The organism is Halorussus rarus, from assembly GCF_003369835.1.
GTDB lineage: Archaea > Halobacteriota > Halobacteria > Halobacteriales > Haladaptataceae > Halorussus > Halorussus rarus.
Window position 1 is genome coordinate 1,146,057 of the sequence record NZ_QPMJ01000001.1, and the last position, 21,726, is coordinate 1,167,782.

Below are 21,726 nucleotides of genomic sequence, written 5' to 3' on the forward strand. Positions count from 1 at the left end.
AATGATTCGTTGATAAAGTTAGGTTACCGTTTACGCGTTCCGATAGATATTTAAGATGTCTTCAGAGCATTGAAGATGCATGGCACGCAAAGACGAGAAGCATGGAGCCAGTGGCAACTGTGGCAGTGAGAGATCGACGTTCGACCGGCGGTCGTATTTGAAGATGGCAGGTGTTGCTGGCGCGGCGGCGATAACTGCGAACACTGCGCTCGGTGCGTCCGAGTCGAGCACTCCCAGTCCCACCTACGACCGAACCGTCAACGTCGTCGAGGACCTCGGTGTGGACTCGATGGGAAGCCAACCGGTCGAAGACGCTATCGCGGAGGCCGCCGAGCCGGGCACCAAGCTAGTGTTCCCCGACGGCGAGTACCTGTTCTCGATGAACAAGGCTATCGGCTCGTGGGACGACTACCAGAACGCCGCTGGCGGTCCAGTTGGCCTCGTCGGTCAGGGGGACGCGACGTTCACCGTCCCAGAGGGGTTCTGTGACTACTTCCTCCGCGTCTACGGGAACACCATCGAGTTCCGGGACATAGACGTGAACCTGGAGAAGCCCAACACCTCCGCTGGGTTCAAGGCCTACTCTGCCAATGGCGTGCGCATCGAGAACGTCACCTACCACGGACGGGGAGCCCACACCGACAGTCAGGTTCCCTTCGCCTGCATGCCGGTAGTCAGCAATTCGGACGCGACCGGTCTCGTTCGAAATCTGGTGGCCCACGAGGGGAGTCAGGGCGGAACGTACAAGAACGGGCAGGGACGCGGCGGTATCTGGGTCGGGTTCGAGACCCACGGGACCGTCCGCATCAAGGACGTGGATCTGCGGGAGTTCGGCAACAACGCCATCTACGCTAGTCGGACCCCCGGCGCTGTACAGGTCGAAGGCGGCTACTTCCTCAACAACAACGCGTCGAGCATCCGGATCAGCGGCGAGGGCAGTTACGTCGACGGCGCGACCATCGAGATCGACCCCGACAAGTACACCGGCCCGACCATCGCGTCGGACGACGAGTGGTACTACACGCCCATCCGAATCGAACAGGGCGAACTCGGCCCCGACTACAAGCCCGCTGGCGTCGAGATCCGGAACGTCGACATCGTGGCCCGGAGCGTCGGCACCACAGTCAAGCCGATAGCCATCTGGGAAACTGGCCGGACCGTCTCCATCCGGAACACCACTATCAAGATGGACGACGGGGGCTACGCCATCCACCGACGTCCGAAGCGCGCCCAGTCCGGCACCTACCAACCCCCGGACGGTCCCCGCTGGGTCCGCATGGACAACGTCACCATCGAGGGTGCCGCCTCAGGCGGAACCACAGTCCGGATTGAGGACGCGCCCGGCACGGAGATCACCGGATGTTGCATCTCGGGAACCGGACAGGACCGCGACGGCGTCCATCTCATCAACTCCGATTCGAGTGTCATCGCAGACACGACGGTGGACGTGACTGGACGGGCCGTCTCGCTGACGGACACGCAGGCCGAGACCACGAACGTCTCCAAAGACGGTGGCTGTTCGACCTCGGACAAGTCCACGACGACCGAGTCCACGACGACCGAACCGACGACCACCGAATCCACGACTACTGAGACGACGACCACTGAGACGACGACTACCGAACCCACGACGCGAACACTCGTCCTCGACGGGCAGGGGAACAGCCAGTTCAGTCGGTATGAGTTCTCGGTCACCGGGAGCGTCGGGAAGGCCTCGGACCTCGGTTCGGTCAACGACGCCGACGACATCTCCGGCAGTACGGTGAACGGGTTCGTGAAGGGCGGTCAGGACGGCTACCGCATCACCGGCGACGTCTCCGCCTTCGAGATGGTGGGCGACGCGACGGTGCTCATCGACGGCAAGGAGGTCGACCCGGCCTCGCTCGGGTCGTCGGACAGCGGGTCTTCGCTCCCCAACACGCTCGTCATCGACGGACAGACCGGGGACAGGACCGAGTACGAGTTCGACGTTGACGGTCAGGTCGAGAAGAGTTCGCTGTTCGGTTCGGTCAACGACGCCGACACCATCTCGAACGGCACGGTGAGCGGGTTCGTCGTGAACGGCGTGGACGGCTACCGGTTCTCGGGCGACGTCACCCGACTCGACGTGAACGGAACTGCCTCCGTCGAGTTCGAGGACAACGACGGCTAAAGTTCCGTGTCTCCGGCCCTCCGCCGTTCACCATATTTATATTCTCAGCCGACGTTTCAGATGTGACCGGGTGAGTTATCTATCACCAGGAACGTCTCATGTCTCCTCGTCGGTGACTTCTCGTCGAATCCGGAGAAGATCGTCCGACACGTCCATCCGCTGACCGAGGTGGCCGAAGTCACCATGGTGTGCATCGAGGCCGGCGAGAGCGCCGAGAACCTCGATTACCGGACGGTTCCCTCGTTCGGCGTCCGGCCAATCGGCCTCCTACTGATGTTTCTAGTCGGCCTCGTGGAGTGTCGCCGCGACCGATACGACGCCGTCGTCTCGTTCTCGCTAATCCCGCACGGGACGTTCGCGCTCGCTATCGGCAGGGCGTGGAACCTGCCGGTCCACCTCGGCGTCATCGGTCAGGACCTCGACGTTCACGCTCGCGCCAGTTACGGGCCGGTGATACAACTCCTCCTCAAGCGGTTCGATGCCGTCTCGGTCCCGGGGACGACCCACCGTCGTCAGCTTCTGAACCTCGGAGTGGCCGACGACCGGATAGCCATCCTCCGGAACCCCGTGGACGTGGACAGGTATCGGCCAGCGCCAGACCGGGACGAGGCGTTCGACTTCGTGTGGGTCGGCCGGTTCCAGACGGAGAAGCGACCCCGTCTGTTCCTGCAGGCGCTCGCCGAGTTGCACCGTCGGGGCGCGGAGTTCCGCGGGGTGATGATCGGCGACGGCCCGCTCCGGTCGGCGGTGACGGCCGAGCGCGCTCGACTCGGACTGGAAGACGCCGTCGAACTCACCGGATGGGTCGAGGACCCGCTCGACTACTACCACCGGTCTCGGATCTTCGTCCTCACCTCCAGCAGGGACGCGCTACCGCTGACGCTGGTCGAAGCGATGGCGACCGGCACGGCCTGCATCGTCCCCGACGTGGGTAACGTGACGGACGTGGCCGAGCACGGCCACAACGCGCTCGTCCTCGACCGGATGAGCCGGTCGTCGCTGGCCACTGCGCTCGAACGACTGCTCGGGGATGAGCGCCTCTGCAGTCGATTCGCGGCGAACGCGCCCGAGGTCCGCCGTCGGTACTCCTACGAGGCGGCGTCCGCAGACTGGGCCGAGATTCTCGGCGTCCTCCGCCCGACCGAGGACCACGAGAAACTGGCGGCAGAACCCGCCTCGACATCCCCGAGTGCGGACCGCAGTCGGCGGGGTGACGGGTAATGAGGGACTCGGCGTTCGACCGTCGGACCTGTCTGCGAGCGCTCGGAGCCGCGATGACCCCGCTCTCGGGTTGTCAGTCGTCGGGCGACGAGAACCAGATTCGTGAGTTCGAGTTCGGTCGGGTCATCGACGCCGTCGAAGACGCGGGTTGCGACCCCTCCGCCGACGACCCCTGCGGACAGCAGATACGTCAGGCAATCGAGGACGGAGTGCGAATCGACTTTCCACCGGGGACGTACCGCGTGACCGAACCAGTGGAAGTCACGGACGTGGACCGAATCGGGTTCTCGGGAACCGGCGAGGCGACGTTTCGACCGGACGAAAAGTACAACGACGTCGTCTTCAGGTTCGACGTGGGTGAACTGCTGTTCAAGAACTTCGATATCGACATCCGGGCACCGGAGACCACTACTGGCGTCGAGGTGTTCGCCAGTCGTCGGTTGCAGGTCGAGAACGTCCGGTACGTGGGCCGGGGCGCTCACCCCGACCCGAACGTCACTAACGCGCTGTCGGTAGCCTGCACCGCGCCCGACGCCACCGGCGTAGTCAAGAACGTCGTCGCCAAGAAGGGGAGCGTCTGGAGCACCTACAAGGACGGTGATGGCCGGGTCGGTATCTGGGTCGGATTCGAGAACGAGGGCCTGATCGACGTGGAGGGCGTGGACCTGCGAGAGTTCGGCAACAACGCCATCTACGCCAGTCGGACCCCCGGCGCGGTACAGGTCGAAGGCGGCTACTTCCTCAACAACAACGCGTCGAGCATCCGGATCAGCGGCGAGGGCAGTTACGTCGACGGCGCGACCATCGAGATCGACCCCGACAAGTACACCGGCCCGGAGGCCGACGCCTCGGAGAGCTACTTCAACGGCGTACGCATCGAACAAGGCGAACTGGGGCCGGACTACAAACCGCCGGGCGTCCGGATACTGAACTGCGACATCACGTTCCGGCGCGTCGGGACGGGCGCGGTCCCCATCGCCGTCTGGGAAACTGGCCGGACCGCCACCATCCGGAACACCACCATTGAGATGGACGACAGCAACCGCGCCGTCCACCGCCTCCCGAAGCGCGCTCAGTCGGGCATCTATCAGCCCCCGGACGGTCCCCGCTGGGTCCGCATGGACAACGTCACCGTCACGGGGACTGCGACCGAGTCGAGCGCGGTGACGCTGACGGACGCACCGAAGTCGGTCCTGCGGAACTGCGACGTCTCGCAGCGCGGGCAGAATCGCGACGGGGTGACGTTCGTCCGATCAGAACGGAGCGAGATCGCCGGGGGTTCCATCGCCGCGTCACGGTTCCCCGTCAGCGTCCGGTCGGCGGGAGGGCTATCGCCGTCGACCTGCCTGATTCGGTTCTCCGAAGCGCCCACGCTACGGGCGGTCGGCAGGCTACCGGCGGCCTACTCCGGTCAGTTGAACGCCGACCCGGTGAAGATACGGGAGGGCGACTCGCGGTGCATTACCGTCGAAAGCCTCCCGAAAACGGACGGCGACGCCCCGAAGTGGGTCACGTTCACGGAACTCGACGGCGCGATTGCTTCGGGGTACGTCCTCGAACAGTGAAACTATCTGCCAGCGTCGGCACTACCCGCGGCGAGGTACTTCGAGAGCGCGTAGCTCATCCACGCCTGTGACCAGCGGATGTACGGGGTCCTGTCGGTGAGCAGTCGGCCGACCCGCCGGTAGAAGTAGCCCGAGTCGTCGTAGAGATTGTCGTTCGTCCACTCGACCACGTCCGCCGCGAGGGCCATCGACTCCGGCGACCCATCCTCGACGAAGGTGACGACCGCCTGCGCTGCGGCGTGGACATCGCGGGGGTAGGGAGCGTCGTGTTCGAATCTGGGGGCGCCGTCCGGGTCGAACAGGTGGTTCCGGTAGAACCGGAGTCCCCGCTGGTACGTCGCGGTGACGCGTTCGCCGTCGATTCCGGCCCGCCGACACCGTTCGAGCGACTCCAGCACGAACCCCGTGTGGAAGTTGTCGTGCGAGAGATGCGAGTCGGTCGCCGGGACCGCGTAGTACCACGCGCCGTCGTCGGCCTGCATCGCGCAGACGAACTCGACTAGCTTCCGGGCCCGCTCGAACCAAGCTCGGTCGCCGGTACGGTCCGCGGTCTCGGCGAACAAGGCCGAGGCCAGCGCGTTGGCGTTGACGACGACGAACGAGTCCAGCGGCGAGTAGGCGTACACCCCGTGGCCGTCCACCGTCTCGACGTTGACCTCCTCCGCCACGAACCGACAGACGTCCTCGACGACTGACAGCGACCGCGAGTCGCCTGTCACGTCGTAGTGGCGGAGGAACGTTCGGGCGCAGAAGGTACTCACCACGAGCGACGGGTAGTACGCTGGAAGGAAGAACTTTCGACCGTTCTGCCAGTCGAAGTTGTAGCCCCAGCAGTATCGGTCGAAGTACGGGGACGGGTTCTCCCGAAGCCAGTCGAGGAGTCGCTCTGCCTCCAAGCGGTGTCCGTCGTCTCCGGTCGTCTCGTAGCGATTCAGGTAGGCCGTGGCGAACAGCGCGACGCCCTTCGGGTTCCGTTCGCGGGGGACACCGAGTAGCCGACGCAGGTTGACCGGCGACTTCTGGACGCCGTGGAGCGCGAGCAACCTGCTCAGCCAGTGCATCTCCTCGGCGTCGAACAGCGGACTGTTGAGGCCGTCGTAAGGGTCCCATCCGGCGTAGCCCTCGTTTCGCGCCCATTCGAGGGCCGAGGAACACATCTCGCGGGCGGTTCGGTGCTCGGTCCGCCCGGTGGTCGTTAGTCCAGACATCTTCGAATCAGATCTTCGGTCAGGTCGGCGACATCCTCGTAGGTGTCTTTCGAGCGCGACCGGTCGGGTTCAATCCTGCGCGGGGTGAGCGACACCACGTAGTCGAGGATGGCGTCGGGGTCCCGAGAGTGGTAGACGCGACCCTCCTCGACCATCTTGCGGTCCACCGATAGCAGCGAGTGGGGGAAAAAGGAGACGGCCGGTTTGCCCATGCAGGCCGCCTCGCGGGCCATCGTGCCCGAACCGGTCAGCACACAGGTGGCGTGCCACGCCAACTGGAGTCCGTCGAGCGGGTCGTCGGGGACGAACACAGCGTCGCCGTACTCGTCGGCGTAGCTCTCGTCGCCCCGGCCTCTCGGTAGGTAGACGACGTTGACGCCCGCGCTGGCGAACCCGGCCAGCAGGTCGGGGATGAGCGAGTCCGTCTCGGCGACGTAGGAGGCGGTCAGCGCCTCCGGGCGGACGACGACGAACTCCTCGAACGGAAGCCGGTCGGTGAACGTCGGGTCCGGGTCGAACGCCGCGACAGACACGTCCTCCTTGTAGCCGTCGTAGGTGAACACCTGTGACGACGGAAGGACCTCCGAGGCGAGGGTCGCTTGCCGGAAGGATTCGGGCACGACGTTGTACGTGGCGGTCCCTTCGAGTCGATGGTAGAGTTCCTCTTGAGTGAGGCCGTCGATGTACGCCGTGACGTCGTTGTCCGTGAAGTGGATGGAGGGGACGCCGCGGGCCTTCGAGGCGAGAATGCACATCACGTTCCGGGACGACAGCGACACGTCGCACTTCGGCGCTCGAGCTGCGAGTTGGGCGGTCCGGAGCGGAATCCCGAACGGCCGGAGTGCCGGGTGCTGGAGGTCCTGACCGACCACGCGCGGTCGGATGCCCAGCGAGTTCGCTATCGTCACGGTCTCGGTCTTCTGCCGTGCCGTCGCCGTGACGTCCACGTCGGGGAGTCGCTTCAACAGCGCGTCGAAGAAGAAGGGGTGTGAGGGGCTTACGAGATCGACCCACACGGACGGCCGTCTGCGGCCGGTCCGCGTCTCGGTCTCCCCGGCCGCGCCGGTCTGCGTCCTCCTCCTGTCCGCTTCGTTTCGCATCCCGTTCATAGACGGGTCACCGTACACTCTTCGGCAGCCCACGCGTCCGCGTCGAGGACTCCCTTCACGTCGAGAACGAACGGTCGGTCCATCGCTTCCCGGACCGTCGCGGGGTCAAGCCTCTCGTAATGGGAGTGGTCGGTCGTGACGACCGCGGCGTCCGCATCCGATAGCGCCTCGTCCAGCGGTCGGAGGTCGAGCGTGTGGTCGTCCACCATCGGGTCGTGCAACCTGACCGAGGGCGACCGACCGTCACCGCTCGTCCGCGACTGGAGTTCCCGGGCCACCGAGAGACCGGGGCTGTGTCGAACGTCGTTCACATCGCCCTTGTACGCGATTCCGAGGACGGCGACGGCGGCCTCCGAGAGGCGACTCATTTCCTCGGCGAGAACGTCCACGACGTACTCGGCCATGCCGTCGTTGACGGCTCTCGCTCGTTCGACGAGGTCGAGTCGGTCCGACCCCTCCCCGAAGAAGTGGGGGTCTACCGGGAGGCAGTGGCCACCGACGCCGGGACCGGGGTCGAGGATATCGACCCTCGGGTGGTGGTTCGCCAACTCGATGGCGGTCCGGGAATCGACGCCGTAGTCGCGTGCGACCTTCGCCATCTCGTTGGCGAAGGCGATGTTCGCGTCCCGGTAGGCGTTCTGGGCGAGTTTGACGAACTCCGCGGTCGTCGGGTCCGGTGCGAGCCAGACGTCGCCGTCGACGGCCGAGGTGTAGAGTTCGGCCACGGCGTTCCGCGAGTCCTCGTCGATGCCCCCGACGATGCGGTCGTTCTCGTAGAGTTCGTCGAGTATCGCGCCGGGAAGTACCGTCTCGGGCACGTAGGCCAGACCGAAGTCGTCCCCGGCCCGAAGCCCCTCGCGTTCGAGGCGTCGCCTGAAGACGCCCGAGGTCGTGCCGGGCGGCACCGTGGACTGTAGGACGACGAAGTCGTCGGGCCGGAGGACTTCGCCGACGGCGTCCGCGGCCTGCTCGACCATCGAGAGGTCGGCGGCGTTCGATTCACCCAGCGGCGTCGGCACGCAGACGATGTGGCACTCGGCGGGGCCGACTGCGCTGCTCGGCGTGAGCGACCCCGAATCGATGGCGCTCCGGACGAACTCCCGGAGTTGCTCGCTTTCGACCGGAACGTTCCCCTCCCGGAGATCCCGAATCCGTTTCTCGTCGATGTCGTATCCCGCCACGTCGTGGCCCTCGTTTGCGAGCAGTGCGGCGACCGGCAAACCGACGTATCCCAGCCCGTGTACACGTATCGTTACCATGTTTCTCCTCGGCGCTCCCCTCGACTCATCCGAGGGGATACACGTTCGAGTGCCCCTATAATTGTTATTTACTCGTCACTGCATGGTAACGCGACCTGAACGTCTCCGGCAGTCGGTCGTCGACGTGCGCAAGCGGGGTAGGGGGCTCGTAACCTCGATTACAGACCGGTTTGGACGGTTTACTGTGACTGTTATCCGAGGTACTTCGTGAGTTCGACGCCCGTCTGCTCTTCGACCTTTTCGAGCAGGAGGCGCTCCTCGCGCTGAATGCCTCCGAAGTGGACGATGACGCCGACGTAGAGGACCAACAGGGCGGGAGCGAGCGCCAGAAGGGTCGTCTTTGCCATCCCCAACGTGTTCACCACGAGGAGGTAGGTCACCCCGACCGACCCGGAGAAGACGGTGGTCGGCACGAGCCAGTCCCGAGCGAACGGGTGGATGCCCACGTCGACGTAGAGTCGCCACAGGTAGAGTGCGTTGAGCAAGAGGTACGACGCGGTGGTCGCCGCGGCGGCCCCGTAGATGGAGAACTCGGGAATCAGCGCGACGTTGATGACGACGTTCGCGGTCGCGGCCACGACGTTGACTATCATGACCGTTTTGGTCCGCCCGATGGCGGTGAGCGTCTCCCACCCGAGTCCCAGTATCGAGTGGACGAAAAAGCCGACGGCGAGGACGGAGAGCGCGAACGCGCCGTCGACGTACTGCGCACCAAACGCGATCTCGACGATGAGGCCAGGAAACAGCAGGAACACCAGCAGGATGGGCAACGTGACGAAGGTGATCCACTTGGTGACAGTACGATAAACGGTCGCCAACCGCTCGTCGTGATCCTCCTGATGGAGCGTGGAGATGAACGGGAGGAAGACGAACCCGAACGAACTCAGGAACACGGTCATCAGGTTCGCCAGCGGGTAGACGACGTTGTACACCCCGACCTCGCTCATCGACCAGTAGTAGCCGACGAGGAACGTGTCCAGATTCACGAGCAGCATCGAGAACATCGCCGTGATGATGAGCGGCGACGAGAACGCCAGCAGTTCCCGGTGCCTCGACCGCTCGCCGTACCACGAGAACAGTCGGGTTCGGGTCCGCAGGTAGTAGAACCCGACCAGCGCGGTGATGGCGAACGAGGCCGCGTAGGCGACGGCGATGGCGACCGACCGAAGTCCGAACCACAGCGCGACCGCGACGAGCGCGAACCGAGCGACCGGGAGTGTAACGTTGTCGAGGTACACCTTCGGGAGCGACAGCTTCAGCCCCCGAATCGAGCTGTTCGTCAACTTGACGAACGAGGCGAACGGGATGGAGACGCTGAAGACCTGCAGTACGGGGGTCAACTCGGCGTTCCCGAAGACGGTCGTCGCCAGCCACGGCGAGGCTACGAAGAGGGCAACACCGGCCGACATCGACGTGACCAGCACTATCTGGAGCGCCGACGCGAAGACCGCCCGCTTGTCGTCGGCCGAGTCGTACCGCGGGAGGTAACGGGCGACCCCGGCGTGGAGTCCGATGAGCGTGACCCACGACGCGATGTTCAGCAGAGCGAACCCGGTCGCCACCATCCCGTAGTCCACGCTCCCGAGGAACCGGGCGATGAGAATCTTTGAGACGAACGTCAGGCCGAGTTCGAGGATCAGACCGAGGAAGATGACACTTCCGCCCCGAAAGAGCGTGCCGAACGTTGAGGCGGCATCTGTGTCGGTTCCGTCATCCATGTTTCCCGTCCTTCACCCTGCTCTCCCGTGCTTCGGCCTGCTCGCGCAGTTCGACGCGCAAGTACGTTCGGTGACACGATACGCTACGGTCGAGGGGCCCATTACGTCGGCCCCCGAGCCAGTAGAGTGAGGGCCTCGCGGCCGATGAGATAGCTGGTGACGCCGAACCCGACGACCATGAGCGCCTGCATCCAGTCGTCGATGGGCGACTCACTGACGACCACCTCCAGCGCCTCCCACTCAAAGAGGAGGATGACGTACGTGACCACGAAGAACAGGTCCGGCTCAAAGGTATCGAACGCGAATAGCAGCGCCAGCGCCGCCAGTATGAGCGACGTGTGGAAGCCGACGATGGCGCTGGAGACGGTTCGTCGTTTCACCGACACGTCTTACCACCGAGTCCGTCTTAACAGCTACGGCGGAGGTCGGTCGACGTCGCGGACCGAAGAACTGCGATTCCGACCAGAGGATGCCGATCCCGCCGGACGTATACACCTTCCCGCTCGACGCCACCGTCTCGCCAACCCACTGCTCGGAGACGAAGACGACGCCGCTTCCGGGTCGGTCGCGTATCCTGACTGCGAGTCGTCTTTGGCCCCAGTTCGACCGATACAGCAGTAGCTCTCGGTCCACTCGGACACCGTCCGTGATCTCGAGGGCGTACCCGTCGACCGCCACGTCGAAGTGCGAGAGCGTCCGGCGCGTCAGCCAGAGCGTCGCCGGGTCGAGTCCATGCTCCTCGACCTGCGCCCCGGCGGCCCGGAGCTGTGCATACTCCTGACTGGTGTACTGGACCTGACCGGGCGGAGCGTCGTCCCGAGAGAACACACCCGACGCGTCGTCGGCGACCATGATGCTGGCGGTACTCCCGAGGACGACCAGCACGGCCACCACCAACCCCACGTGGACCCGGGACGGAGTTCGCTCGGCGAACAGCCTCGTGAGTCCGAGTCCCGTGACGAACGCGAAGAAGAACGTCATTGGGAACCGGATGCGCTTGATGCCGCCTTGCAGCACGAGCGGCGTCTGGAAGATGAATATAGCGGTGAATAGGCCGGTGACCACCAGATGAGCGTAGCGCTTGTGACGGTCCGGACGCCGGAGGACGGCGGCGAGTGCGACCGCGAACACCGCGATGTGAAGCGCGTAGTAAATTCCCACCGGTCCGAAGAGGCTACGAACCGCGTCCGCGACCGTCGGTTCCGAAACCGTCAGACCGAGTGCGTAGATGGAGATACCTTCCGAGACACCGCTCCCCCGAGCGAGGACGTTGCTGACGAACTCTGAAGTGAGCAGGTGGAAGAATTCGGTGAGGAACTCCTTCTCCACCCACGAGAGGTAGGCCAGACCCGCGAGGAACGTCCCGAGTATCGGCTTGAACCGTGGAAGTGGGACCTCGACGTCGAGGACCCGCCGGAAGAACAGTCCCGAGACGAAAAAGACCGTGAGGAGTACGCCCATTAGCACGAACGTGAAGTGATGCGTGAAATTGATGGCGAGGACGAGTGCGCCCGAAGAGAAGAGGAACTTCACTGCAACCGACCCCTCGAAAGACTCGACGTTGAGGAGGAGGTACAGCAGGAATATCCAGAAGGTGATGGCCATCGCCTGCGGGATGAAGTACGTCGAGTAGTAGAGGAACGGGTGGAGGGCGATCAGGCCGAACGTCGTGTTTGTCGCTAGACGCCGACTCCCGACCGTCACCTCGACAAATAGGAACCAGACCACGAGCAGGAACGCGAAACTAGCGATACCGGCGATCATGACCGCGTCATACGCCGATAGACCGCCGACGAGATCGATCATCGCCCCCAGAACGTGGAGCAGCGGTACGTTCTCGTAGTTCATCACGTCGATGGCCGAGACGTGGCCAACCGAGACGACCGATCGGACCGCGTCAACGTGCAGGAGTGTGTCGGTGTTCCCGAAGTAGAAGTCGGTGTTCAGGTACTTGGTGAGCGGTGTGACCAGAAACAGCGCGACCAACTGTGCGAGTAGTCTCTGGCCGCCGTAGACGAGTTGGACCCCGACGACAAGGTACAGCGCCGGAAAGACGGTCAGGAGGAGCGGCCAGCGAGCGTCGAGTGTCCCCGCAGCGGCGATAGCCAGCCCGAACAAGATGAACGTCACCTTCGGCAATCGGCGAGCAGTCCGCTCGTTGAGGGTCGCGAGACTCTGCTCGCGCCCGCCAAACAAACGAGGCAGGGTGACGAGCAGGAGGGCGATGACCAGTCCGACGAGCGCGTAGGTCCCACGGACGGCGACGTACAGTCCGAAAAGTCTCGTGACGGCCAGTAGCGTGACGAGACAGAGGACGATGGCCACTCCGAGGAACTGCTCCCTCAGGAAGTCACTGAGTCGGGCGAGCGCTCCAGCCAAATCCTCGATGAGTGAACGGTAGTTCGACATAAATGATTTGGGTGTCAGACCGGCGGTCGCGACGACTGGTCCCGATCAGAGGTCGTAGGCATCACACCAGAGTTCCACCGACGCGATTGCCGCCGCCGTCCCGAACTCGCCTTCGCCCTCCAATACGTCCGCGGCGACGCTATCGATAGCGTCCGTCGACCACTCTGGGCGACGGCGACTCTGTTCGAGGCGCGACACCGTCCACTCCCGGAAGGGCGGATACTCTCGAAGCCACCGATGGAACGGCGGTTCGGACAGCGTCCGATTGACCGACTCCTGAACCACGAACCCGACGCCGTGGAGGCGGTTGGGCATCGACGGAGGTATTCCGGTGCGCTCGTAGGGCAGTCGAGCCATCGCGGGTCCGAGACGACGAGCGAGGTCGAGCTTCAGCGGGGAGTACCCCCACGGAATCTTGCCGCCCGTTAGCGGGACTGTCGCCATCGAGCGGTCGGCTGGCAGACGACAGAGGACCGCCAGCAGGTCACCGCTAGCGAACGGGTGGCGCGTCCCGAACAGGCTCCGGGGTACCTTGTTGCTCAGAAGTTGGAACCGCGAGAAGAGGTTGCGAACGTTCACGTCAGTGACCGTCGCGGCGAACGTGTCCTGTTCGCTCCGAGTGACCTCCTCGGTGAGCGTCTCGACGGGGTTCACGTCGGCAGTCAAGTAGGTCTCTGCCTCGTCGGGGTCTAAGTTGCCGTGGCGGGCTAGAATCGCAGACTCGGGGCGAGAGTAGTTTCCCGGGTTGAGGTGGTAGCGCCACAACCCCTCGCCGAGGAACTCGCTGTGACCAGACCCTTCGAACACCACGTCGAGGTCCGACCGTGGGAGTTCGAACGACGCTGCGAGTCCCAGAAGAGACGGCCACGCGATCATCCCGTCCACCAGTTTCACGGCCCGCGTCAGGAACTCCGGCACCTCGCTCGGCGGGTGAGCCACCGTCTCGTGGTCGAGCGATAGCCGTTTAGCGACCTTTGGCGCGAGGTCCACGTCGCTGTACCCGACCACCTTCCGGTAATCCAACGGCCGGTCGTAGGTGAACGCGGTCGGGAAGACGCCGTACTCGGCGAGGACGGTCCCCATCATACGGCTGTCGAGTCCTCCCGAGAGCCAGAGACCGATGTCGCCGGTGACGGTGTCGGTCACGTTCGTCACCGCGTTCCGGTACTCCCGGAACACCCGCTGGCCGTAGAACCGTGTTTCGGAGGTGTCGCAGGTCGGATGCCAGTAGCGGGTAACGGTGGTCTTGCCGCCTTCGTACTGCAGGAAGTGACCCGGGCGGAGACCGCGGACGCCCGCCAGCAGGGTCCGCTCGCCCCAGACGCTTCCGAGCATCAGCATGTCCGACAGGGCCTGCGGGTCGAGTTCCGGGTCCACAAGTTCCGACAGCGGACCGACGTGTGAGCAGAAGGCGAACTCCTCGTCAGTCGTGCCAATTCCGGCGTTCGCATAGTAGAGTGGACGACTACCGATTTTGTCGGTCCCAAGCAGTAGGATCTCCCGGTCGACGTCCACTCCCGCCAGTGAGAACGGACCGTCAAGCTTTGAGAAGGTAGTCTCGGGCGATTCGAACAGTTCGTCCACGAGTTCCGTGGTCGAGTACCCCAGTTCGTCGCGGTTCGGGACGATGCCGAAGACCAGCACGTGCCGGGACCCCGACTGCCAGCAGGTCGTTCCGCCGGGGTCACTGTCGCCGTGATACGCAAGACCCACCTCTACGTCATCGCCGCTAACATCCTTCCAGTTTGACCACGATTCGGTCGGCATCGCCGCTCGAACTGCTTCGACGCCGCTCCCCCGTACTCCGCCCACCAACCCGGTCATACTCCCTATACATTCTTTTGATAATAGAATATTTCGGTGAGATAGCGGGTAGTACGGTCGAACCGACGATATTTTTATTACGATGGTCGGCGTCGATGCTCCGTGGATATCCGATACCTCGCACTCCATACGCCGGAGTCTGTCGGCTACGACTCCTGTGAGGAGTTCCTTGAGTTCGCGGAGTACCACCACGAGTACTGTCGGCTGATGGACGAGCGGGGACACGACGTGGAGTTCTGGCACCTCGGACGGTCCGAACGGAGCGTCCGACACGAGTATGGCCACCTCGTCAGGCAGTTTCCTGCGATCAACCCCGGAGAGTTCGGCAAAGAGCTCTCGCCGTCGCTGTACGTGGCCACGGTTCGGGCCTCGCCCGACGTGGTGCACGTCCACGGCTTCCACCAGTTGAACAACGTCCCGCTGTTGGTCTCCCAGTGGTTCACCGATAGCCTCGTGGTCCAGAATCACGGGCCGTCGCGTGACGCTTCGGAGTTCGGGACCGCGCTCTGGTACCGCGGCCTCCGGGCGGCGTTCGCTGGAACCGACGCCACCGTCCTGTCGGTCAACCGCAAGGAGGTCCGGAACGTCCGCCGCTTCAGCATCGGAAGCGACGTGGAGTACATCCCAAACGCTGTGGACACTGAGAAGTACCGTCCGCGCGATAAATCGGAAGCCCGCGAGCGACTCGGCCTCGGCGACGGACGGTACGTTCTCTTCGTGGGCCGGATGGAGGAACCGAAAGGGGTATCGTACCTCGTCGATGCGATGGCGGACGTGCCGGCCACGCTTCTGCTGGTTTACGGCGGCGGCGACGACGATCACGTCGCGGAGTTGCGCCGTCGCGCCACCGACTGGGGGACGAACGTGGAGTTTGTGGGTCGGGTCTCGGACGACGAACTGGTCGATTACTACAACGCCGCCGACGTTTGTGCGTTCCCGTCCCTCACGGAGGGTTTTGGCGTGGTCTGCCTAGAGGCGATGGCCTGCGAGACCCCGGTCGTAGGTACAACGGCTCACACGAGCGGCGAACAGGGCCACCTCGACCACGGTGAGACAGCGCTCGTCGCAGAACGGGCGGACGCTTCGAGTCTCCGCGACGAGATTCGTCGACTCCTTGACGACGACGAACTCCGGAACGCCATCGCCACCGCCGGTCGGGAGTCGGTGGTAGATGAGTTCAGCTGGCCCGCCATCGCCGACCAGCTCGAAGCCACGTATCGTCGGGGCGCGGTATGAGGGTTTCCGAACCCATCGTCGGAACAGCAAAGCGAGACTGGGCGGCGAGAGGGCCAGAACGTTCAAAAGCGTCGGACCGGTCCCTGGCGGGAACAGTACCAAACGTGGGGCGTCGAACGGAAAACGAACGGGACGCGAACACAGGGGACTGAACGTGAACGTCACACTCGTAACGCCGCACAGACACGGCGGTATGCTCCACTATACCTCGCAGTTAGCCAACGCTATGGCCGAACGAGCGGACGTGACCCAGTTCGTCGTATCGGGGGCCGACTCCAAGGTCTTCTCCGACCGCGTGGACCTGCGCGAACTCCCGTTGCCGGTCGAGGTCTCGGAACTCGGCCCATCTACCGTCTCGGGCCTCCGGACGGTGTACCGCCGGTTGAAGCGCGTCGAGAGCGACGTCGTCCACGTCACTTCCGGTCAGGAACTGATACCGTTCGTCCTCCCGGCCGTCCGCGACCGGCCGTTCGTCTACACCTCCCACGATATCTACTATCACAGCGGCGAGTTCTCACTACGAGGGAGTGTGGTCCAGCAGTTGCTCGTCCGGTACGCCGACAGGGTCGTCGTCCACGGCGAGTACAACGTCGAGCAGTTCGCCCGGAAGTTCGGGAGTGCCGAAAAGGCCTTCGAGATAACGCACGGCGACTACGGGATGTTCGACTCCTACTGTGACGACCCGACGACCTACGAGCCCGAACTGCTGTTCTTCGGTCGGATAGCACCGTACAAGGGACTGGACGTGCTTTTAGAGGCCGAGCGGTTACTCGCCGACCGGGTAGACGACTTCCGGATCGTCGTCGCCGGCGAGGGCGAACTCGACGAGTTCTGCCGCGAGCGCATCGCCGAGAGCGACCACGTCCGACTGCTCAACGAGTACGTCGCCGACGAGACGGTCTGCGAACTGTTCAGCAGGTGTCGCGCGGTCGTCCTCCCGTACCGTGACGCCTCCCAATCGGGCGTTCTTCCCATCGCCTACTCGTTCGAGAAACCGGTCGTCGCCACCGACGTCGGGACGAACCCCGAACTCGTCGCCCACGAGGAGACGGGCCTGCTGGTCGACCCGGAGAACCCCCGCCAGTTGGCCGCGGCCTGTGAGCGACTCCTCACCGACCGGGAGTGGGCGCGAGAACTCGGTGCAGTGGCCCACCGGTTCGGGGAACGCGAGATGAGTTGGGACGACACCGCCGGACGACTGCTCGGAATGTACGACTCGCTCCGGTAGAGACACCCGAAAGCGTGTCAACGTCCCATCACTCGCCACGCCCCTACCAAGCGAACCAGACGCACAGAAAAGACGATGTCTGGCCGACGGAACTGTTCAGGATAGCTACTGTTCGTACGAGTCGACCCCGCACTCCAGAAGATTCACGAGTCGTTCGACGAGAACATGAGCAATTTCTGGTACGAACGTACAGTTCTTGTTTGAATTATTAATTTGGTACAATCGGGGTCGAATATGTGAAATCAGTGAAAAGAATGTATAGTTTACACGTTTGTACATGTCCCTTCGCACGTGGTTCACATACTCCACTACGAACAGTAGGTCGGCGAACCGGCGTCGAACCGATTGTCGGCCGGGTGTACGCTCAAGCCAAACACAAGTTCGGCCCTGATACCGTCACTATTGACGTAGGTAGTTAAACAGTAGTGTTCCGGCCGGAATCGGGCTACGAACGCGGACTGATCGAAACCACGCTTTCCGAAGAAAACGTCCGGACCGAATTCGTATCTGAAATCAAGCCTAACGATGTCGTGTACGACCTCGGCGTGGCCCGTATTCGCAGTATAGACTTCCTGATAGGTTGGATCATCCGTGTCCACCGGCGTAGCCGGACGTGACAGATTCAATTCCGTCAAGTTCCTTGAACGCCGCTTCCTCGCACCAGAAACACCGTCGCCAAACGGTGCTTTGGCGGATTCGGTTACCACCTGTTCGTTAGCTTCCGGGGTCTATGTATGTGACGTACAGTAAATCACGGGCGGCTGACGGTCTCGGATCTCGACCCTGTTTTTATCGGACAGATGCAGAAGAAGAGGACGAGAACGGAGTGTCCAGAAGACGTTGGGGCGGCACAGGAAGTTGCCTCACGCGGCTATCCGTGTTGGACGTCGTGCTATCGCCGACCGCGCCCACACGATTACCTTTCATCATATCCCGATTCCGTAGCAGGGAGTCCACCATACGAAGATTGATACAGTAGTGTGTTCTCCATGTAACTCCGATGGGACTTGATATCGAACTCATTCGCGAAACCGAAAGAGACGAGTGGGACTCGTGCGTGGTGAAGTCTCCACAGACGACCTTCTTCCACAGATACGATGCTCTACAATCGGTTGCCGACTACTTCGACGCGGCGCTTTATCCGCTAATCGGCTATCGAGGTCAAGAACCCGTCGGAATCCTTCCGCTATTCGAACTCGGAAAGGGTCCGTTCACGATTATCGCATCGCCACCCCCGCACCTCGAAGTGAACATTGGGCCTGCATTGCTGAACTACGACAAGGTAAAACAGCGAAAGAAGGAGAAACGCCACCGCGAATTCGTTGATGGATGTCTGGACTTCATCGAAGGTAACTTCGATACGAATTACGTAGACCTAAAGACAGCGACCCGTTATAACGACGTTCGACAGTTCATTCGACGAGGGTACGACGTGGGTGTCTCCTACACGTATGTTCTAGATCTAACGCCATCCGAAGAGGAACTGCTCGGCCGGTTCAGTCGGGACGCCCGGAGCAATATTACGAACGTCAACGCCGACGAGTACGTCACCGAACGAGGGAGTGCTGAAGAGATACCAGCTATCGTCAATCTCGTACAGCGTCGTTTCGACGAGCAAGACTTGTACTACTGGCTCAATTCGGAGTTGGCGGTCGACCTCTATACCACGTCGTCCTCCGAGTACGTCCGACCGTACGTCTGTCGTGTCGACGGCAAGATAGTCGGCGGAATCCTTGCGCTGGAACACGGCGATACCATGTACCGTTGGCAGAGCGGTTCACGATTGGACGTCGACATTCCAGTTACTGAACTTCTCGACTGGCACGTCATCCAGGACGCTCGTGAGCGCGACCTGAAATGCTACGACCTCGTCGGCGCGATGGAGCAGAGTCTCTGTGATTACAAGTCCAAGTTTGCCCCGGACCCGGTGCCAGTGTACACGATGGAACGAAAAGGAATCGTAGCCTCGGTGGCAGAACAGGCGTACAGCCGTATGTCGAACATGTTTCGGGATATCGTAGGTCTCTGACAACGTGAACCGCCTTGGGGTTGAGTCCCAAGGCACTCAGCCTGCTCCGCCTGCAGAAAAAATGGTGTCAGAAACGGGGGATGGAACGAATACAACGGTAAGTTACGATTCGTTAGGTCTTGTCGGTGAAAACGGTACTCAGTACGTTATCTTTGGTCATAGAAAATATCCCCTTGAACAATTAGCGGGGTATTTTGAATACGGTGTCCCTGTATTCAGAGCAGTGCTGGGCGGAAGCCGGAACGGACACCGTACAACGCAGTTTCTACGGAAGGAGTGGTTGTATGAGTAAAACGATAGACACCGCAAAGACACTCGACGGCCCCATTCGAGAGAGTTCCACGAAATCCGTCTCTCACGTTGTAGTCGGGATTCCCGCCTACAACGAAGAACACGCTATTGCAAGTACAGTCCTCGGAGCGAAGAAATACGTCGATCGAGTCATCGTTGTCGATGATGGAAGTACCGATAAAACTGCCGAACGAGCACGGCAAGCAGGCGCAACGGTCATCCAACACGAAACGAACAAAGGCAAGGGATCTGCGATTAAAACCCTCTTCACGTACATCGACAGTTTGGAGTGGGACGTCCTCGTCGTTTTAGACGGGGATGGGCAACATCTTCCAAGTGACATCCCGACCGTCACAGAACCGATCCTCAAGAACGACGCGGATATCAGTATCGGAAGTCGGTATCTGGAACAGGATCCGGAGAACGAAACACCGCGCTATCGACGGTTCGGCCAGCGTGTCTTAGATCTGTTAACGACCGGCTCCACTGGCGTTAAACTCACCGATACCCAGAGCGGATTCCGTGCCTTCTCTCCCGCTACAGTCAAGAACCTCCCGCTGAGATCGAATGGAATCTGCGTCGAGAGCGAGATGATCGACGCTGCGGTCCAACAGGGTTTAAGGATAAAGGAGACGCCCATCGACATCAGATACGACGGAGTCGAGGGACAAACGTATAATCCACTTCGCCACGGCCTTTCTGTAGTCGCTTTCTTTCTTCGTCTCGTCCGGGACAGACATCCGCTACTCTTTTTCGGCGTTCCGGGAGCGCTGCTGACGCTTGCTGGAACGATGTATGGTATCGACGCGATCCTCGTCTACCAGCAAACGGGCGAATTCTATCCCGCGAAGGTTCTCGTCAGTGGTTTCGTCACGATAATTGGCATCCTCGGTGTTTTCTGTGGGCTAATTCTGAATCAGATTTCGGCCATCATCGCTGAATTGACTGAGGTGATCGAGGAATGACCCAACAGGTCGCTATCGTCCTCGGCACTCGCCCCGAAATTATCAAACTCTCTCCCGTTATCCGTGAGTGTGACCGCCGAGACGTTGAGTACACGCTTATTCATACCGGGCAACACTATTCCGACTCGCTAGACGGCGTATTTTTCGAGCAGTTAGAACTCCCGACCCCAGAGTACAACTTAGCTATCGGTTCCCAGCCACATGGCCAGCAGACGGGAAAGATGATCGCCGAGATTGAGAAGATTCTGTTGGAGATAGACCCCGATACAGTTCTCGTCCAAGGTGATACGAATTCGGTGTTGGCTGGTACGATCGCGACAGATAAGTTGGACATGGAATTAGGTCACGTTGAGGCCGGTTTGCGGAGTTTCAACCGGTCGATGCCCGAGGAGTCGAACCGGAGGGCAACCGACCATTTAGCGGATTACTTGTTCGCGCCGACAGACGATGCACACGACCTCCTCCGTCAAGAGGGGATTTCAAACGAGCGAATCTTCGTGACGGGGAACACTGTCGTTGACGCTGTTACCCAGAACAAGGGGTTAGCGCACGAGAAAAGCGACGTGCTCGCCGATTTTAATCTCACTAACCAAGAGTACGGTTTGATGACGGCCCACCGAGCAGAGAATGTCGATGATCGAACGTGTTTTCAAAGCTTACTCGACGGTGTACAGCGAGTTGCGACAGAGTTCGGAATCGAGGTAATCTACCCTGTTCATCCTCGTGCGAGAACCAAAGCGAACAAGTTCGGTTTGCGCATCCCACCGCGAATACGCTTGACGGAACCCAAAGACTATCTCGATTTTCTTGAGTTGGAAAGCAACGCCGAGATCATCCTAACCGACTCCGGGGGTATCCAAGAGGAGGCCTGCATCCTCGGGGTACCCTGCGTGACGATGCGCGACCACACGGAACGACCAGAGACTATCGCCGTCGGTGCAAACACGTTGGTCGGAACTGACCCATCCGATATCGTTGCCGGGGCAAAACAGATGTACGGTGCGTCTGATAACTGGGAGAGTCCGTTCGGTGATGGTACCGCAGGAACGCAAATTCTGGATATATTAGAATCTGTGACTCCGCCTCAAGACATGACCTCGATTCGGGAGGTTTCGAAGTAAGTACAGTTGTATCTCTAGGTCGGACTGTGTCGGCTTACCGATAGCTGCGATGTTTGCGAACCACACGGTTCTATCGAACCCACCAACGGCATCGGTGTACGTCGTCTCGATCACTCGCCCGACTTCCGCGAAGATAACGGATATCCTATAGGACCCGCGGGGTCGCCCTTGCTACATTATCTGCGAAAATCGACTGATTGCGCTACGGCCGCCAAAGTTGTCTCAATGCAAATAAATGACCTACTTTGAAGAAGAGATTGGTTCTCAGGTTAATTCCCGATGTTCGTCTTTAAGATAGCCACTTTCGGTGGTGCGCTGTGAAGAATCGTTGTTATCTGGAATAGGAGGTAGCGAAATACGGCCGAATGACCGGTTCGCGTATTGACCCCAT

15 protein-coding genes and 1 pseudogene are annotated in these 21,726 nt (G+C 61.7%); 8 read left to right on the plus strand and 8 right to left on the minus strand.

Annotated features, from left to right (window positions below):
• Positions 1-163: 163 nt before the first annotated feature.
• The 3 genes from DVR07_RS21395 to DVR07_RS05575 all read left to right on the plus strand — a co-directional run bounded on the left by DVR07_RS21395 (position 164) and on the right by DVR07_RS05575 (position 4,938).
• Positions 164-2,152: a hypothetical protein gene (locus DVR07_RS21395; protein ID WP_162829443.1), complete on the plus strand. Its 1,989-nt coding sequence runs from the start codon at positions 164-166 to the stop codon at positions 2,150-2,152.
• 168 nt (positions 2,153-2,320) lie between these two features.
• Complete coding sequence (locus tag DVR07_RS05570; RefSeq protein WP_205254489.1) at positions 2,321-3,373, plus strand: glycosyltransferase; 1,053 nt, start codon at positions 2,321-2,323, stop codon at positions 3,371-3,373.
• Positions 3,373-4,938 (plus strand): hypothetical protein, encoded by a 1,566-nt coding sequence (locus DVR07_RS05575; protein WP_162829444.1) that lies wholly within the window; start codon positions 3,373-3,375, stop codon positions 4,936-4,938. The genes DVR07_RS05570 and DVR07_RS05575 overlap by 1 nt, the downstream gene beginning before the upstream one ends.
• A 2-nt stretch (positions 4,939-4,940) precedes the next feature.
• Here DVR07_RS05575 and DVR07_RS05580 read toward each other — a convergent pair whose 3' ends face one another.
• From DVR07_RS05580 to DVR07_RS05605, 7 genes are all read right to left on the minus strand, one after another.
• The gene (locus tag DVR07_RS05580; RefSeq protein WP_240147439.1) at positions 4,941-6,146 is read right to left on the minus strand and encodes a hypothetical protein; all 1,206 of its coding nucleotides are present in this window, start codon (positions 6,144-6,146) and stop codon (positions 4,941-4,943) included.
• Complete coding sequence (locus DVR07_RS05585) at positions 6,134-7,246, minus strand: DUF354 domain-containing protein (protein ID WP_115795758.1); 1,113 nt, start codon at positions 7,244-7,246, stop codon at positions 6,134-6,136. Before DVR07_RS05585 ends, DVR07_RS05580 begins: the two co-directional genes overlap by 13 nt.
• Before the next feature lie 5 nt (positions 7,247-7,251).
• Positions 7,252-8,514, minus strand: coding sequence for a nucleotide sugar dehydrogenase (locus tag DVR07_RS05590; RefSeq protein ID WP_115795759.1), 1,263 nt, complete (start codon positions 8,512-8,514; stop codon positions 7,252-7,254).
• A 191-nt stretch (positions 8,515-8,705) separates the two neighbouring features.
• Positions 8,706-10,232, minus strand: a complete 1,527-nt coding sequence (locus DVR07_RS05595; protein WP_115795760.1) for a flippase — start codon at positions 10,230-10,232, stop codon at positions 8,706-8,708.
• Positions 10,233-10,333: 101 nt separating this feature from the next.
• Positions 10,334-10,612 carry a hypothetical protein gene (locus DVR07_RS21400; protein ID WP_162829445.1) on the minus strand — a complete coding sequence of 93 codons (279 nt, stop codon included), beginning with the start codon at positions 10,610-10,612 and terminating at the stop codon, positions 10,334-10,336.
• On the minus strand, positions 10,518-12,611 hold the full coding sequence (locus tag DVR07_RS05600; RefSeq protein WP_162829446.1) for a hypothetical protein: 2,094 nt from the start codon (positions 12,609-12,611) through the stop codon (positions 10,518-10,520). Before DVR07_RS05600 ends, DVR07_RS21400 begins: the two co-directional genes overlap by 95 nt.
• A 75-nt stretch (positions 12,612-12,686) precedes the next feature.
• A complete protein-coding gene (locus DVR07_RS05605; RefSeq protein ID WP_162829447.1) occupies positions 12,687-14,654 on the minus strand; it encodes an asparagine synthase-related protein in 1,968 nt (655 codons plus the stop codon).
• On the opposite strand from DVR07_RS05605, the gene DVR07_RS05610 reads away from it, so the two are divergent.
• Both DVR07_RS05610 and DVR07_RS05615 read left to right on the plus strand, forming a co-directional pair.
• A complete protein-coding gene (locus DVR07_RS05610; protein WP_162829448.1) occupies positions 14,568-15,701 on the plus strand; it encodes a glycosyltransferase family 4 protein in 1,134 nt (377 codons plus the stop codon). The two genes, DVR07_RS05605 and DVR07_RS05610, sit on opposite strands and share 87 nt — an antisense overlap.
• A gap of 193 nt (positions 15,702-15,894) precedes the next feature.
• The gene (locus tag DVR07_RS05615; protein ID WP_255457472.1) at positions 15,895-16,929 is read left to right on the plus strand and encodes a glycosyltransferase family 4 protein; all 1,035 of its coding nucleotides are present in this window, start codon (positions 15,895-15,897) and stop codon (positions 16,927-16,929) included.
• Between the two features lie 488 nt (positions 16,930-17,417).
• Here the strand turns inward: DVR07_RS05615 and DVR07_RS22320 are convergent.
• Positions 17,418-17,625, minus strand: a pseudogene (locus DVR07_RS22320) (peptide-methionine (S)-S-oxide reductase); the annotation flags it as partial.
• A 304-nt stretch (positions 17,626-17,929) separates the two neighbouring features.
• Here DVR07_RS22320 and DVR07_RS05625 point away from each other — a divergent pair.
• From DVR07_RS05625 to wecB, 3 genes are all read left to right on the plus strand, one after another.
• Positions 17,930-18,958, plus strand: coding sequence for a GNAT family N-acetyltransferase (locus DVR07_RS05625; protein WP_115795765.1), 1,029 nt, complete (start codon positions 17,930-17,932; stop codon positions 18,956-18,958).
• Positions 18,959-19,242: 284 nt separating this feature from the next.
• Complete coding sequence (locus tag DVR07_RS05630; RefSeq protein WP_115795766.1) at positions 19,243-20,214, plus strand: glycosyltransferase family 2 protein; 972 nt, start codon at positions 19,243-19,245, stop codon at positions 20,212-20,214.
• Positions 20,211-21,335: a non-hydrolyzing UDP-N-acetylglucosamine 2-epimerase gene (wecB, locus tag DVR07_RS05635; RefSeq protein WP_115795767.1), complete on the plus strand. Its 1,125-nt coding sequence runs from the start codon at positions 20,211-20,213 to the stop codon at positions 21,333-21,335. Before DVR07_RS05630 ends, wecB begins: the two co-directional genes overlap by 4 nt.
• Positions 21,336-21,726: the final 391 nt, after the last annotated feature.

What these genes read in the sequence shown, in the direction of transcription:
- DVR07_RS05585 (WP_115795758.1), bottom strand. Translation starts at nt 7,246, where the DNA reads ATGCGAAACGAAGCGGACAGGAGGAGGACGCAGACCGGCGCGGCCGGG.
- DVR07_RS05615 (WP_255457472.1), top strand. Translation starts at nt 15,895, where the DNA reads ATGCTCCACTATACCTCGCAGTTAGCCAACGCTATGGCCGAACGAGCG.
- DVR07_RS05630 (WP_115795766.1), top strand. Translation starts at nt 19,243, where the DNA reads ATGAGTAAAACGATAGACACCGCAAAGACACTCGACGGCCCCATTCGA.
- DVR07_RS05590 (WP_115795759.1), bottom strand. Translation starts at nt 8,514, where the DNA reads ATGGTAACGATACGTGTACACGGGCTGGGATACGTCGGTTTGCCGGTC.
- DVR07_RS05580 (WP_240147439.1), bottom strand. Translation starts at nt 6,146, where the DNA reads ATGTCTGGACTAACGACCACCGGGCGGACCGAGCACCGAACCGCCCGC.
- DVR07_RS05625 (WP_115795765.1), top strand. Translation starts at nt 17,930, where the DNA reads ATGGGACTTGATATCGAACTCATTCGCGAAACCGAAAGAGACGAGTGG.
- DVR07_RS21395 (WP_162829443.1), top strand. Translation starts at nt 164, where the DNA reads ATGGCAGGTGTTGCTGGCGCGGCGGCGATAACTGCGAACACTGCGCTC.
- wecB (WP_115795767.1), top strand. Translation starts at nt 20,211, where the DNA reads ATGACCCAACAGGTCGCTATCGTCCTCGGCACTCGCCCCGAAATTATC.
- DVR07_RS05575 (WP_162829444.1), top strand. Translation starts at nt 3,373, where the DNA reads ATGAGGGACTCGGCGTTCGACCGTCGGACCTGTCTGCGAGCGCTCGGA.
- DVR07_RS05595 (WP_115795760.1), bottom strand. Translation starts at nt 10,232, where the DNA reads ATGGATGACGGAACCGACACAGATGCCGCCTCAACGTTCGGCACGCTC.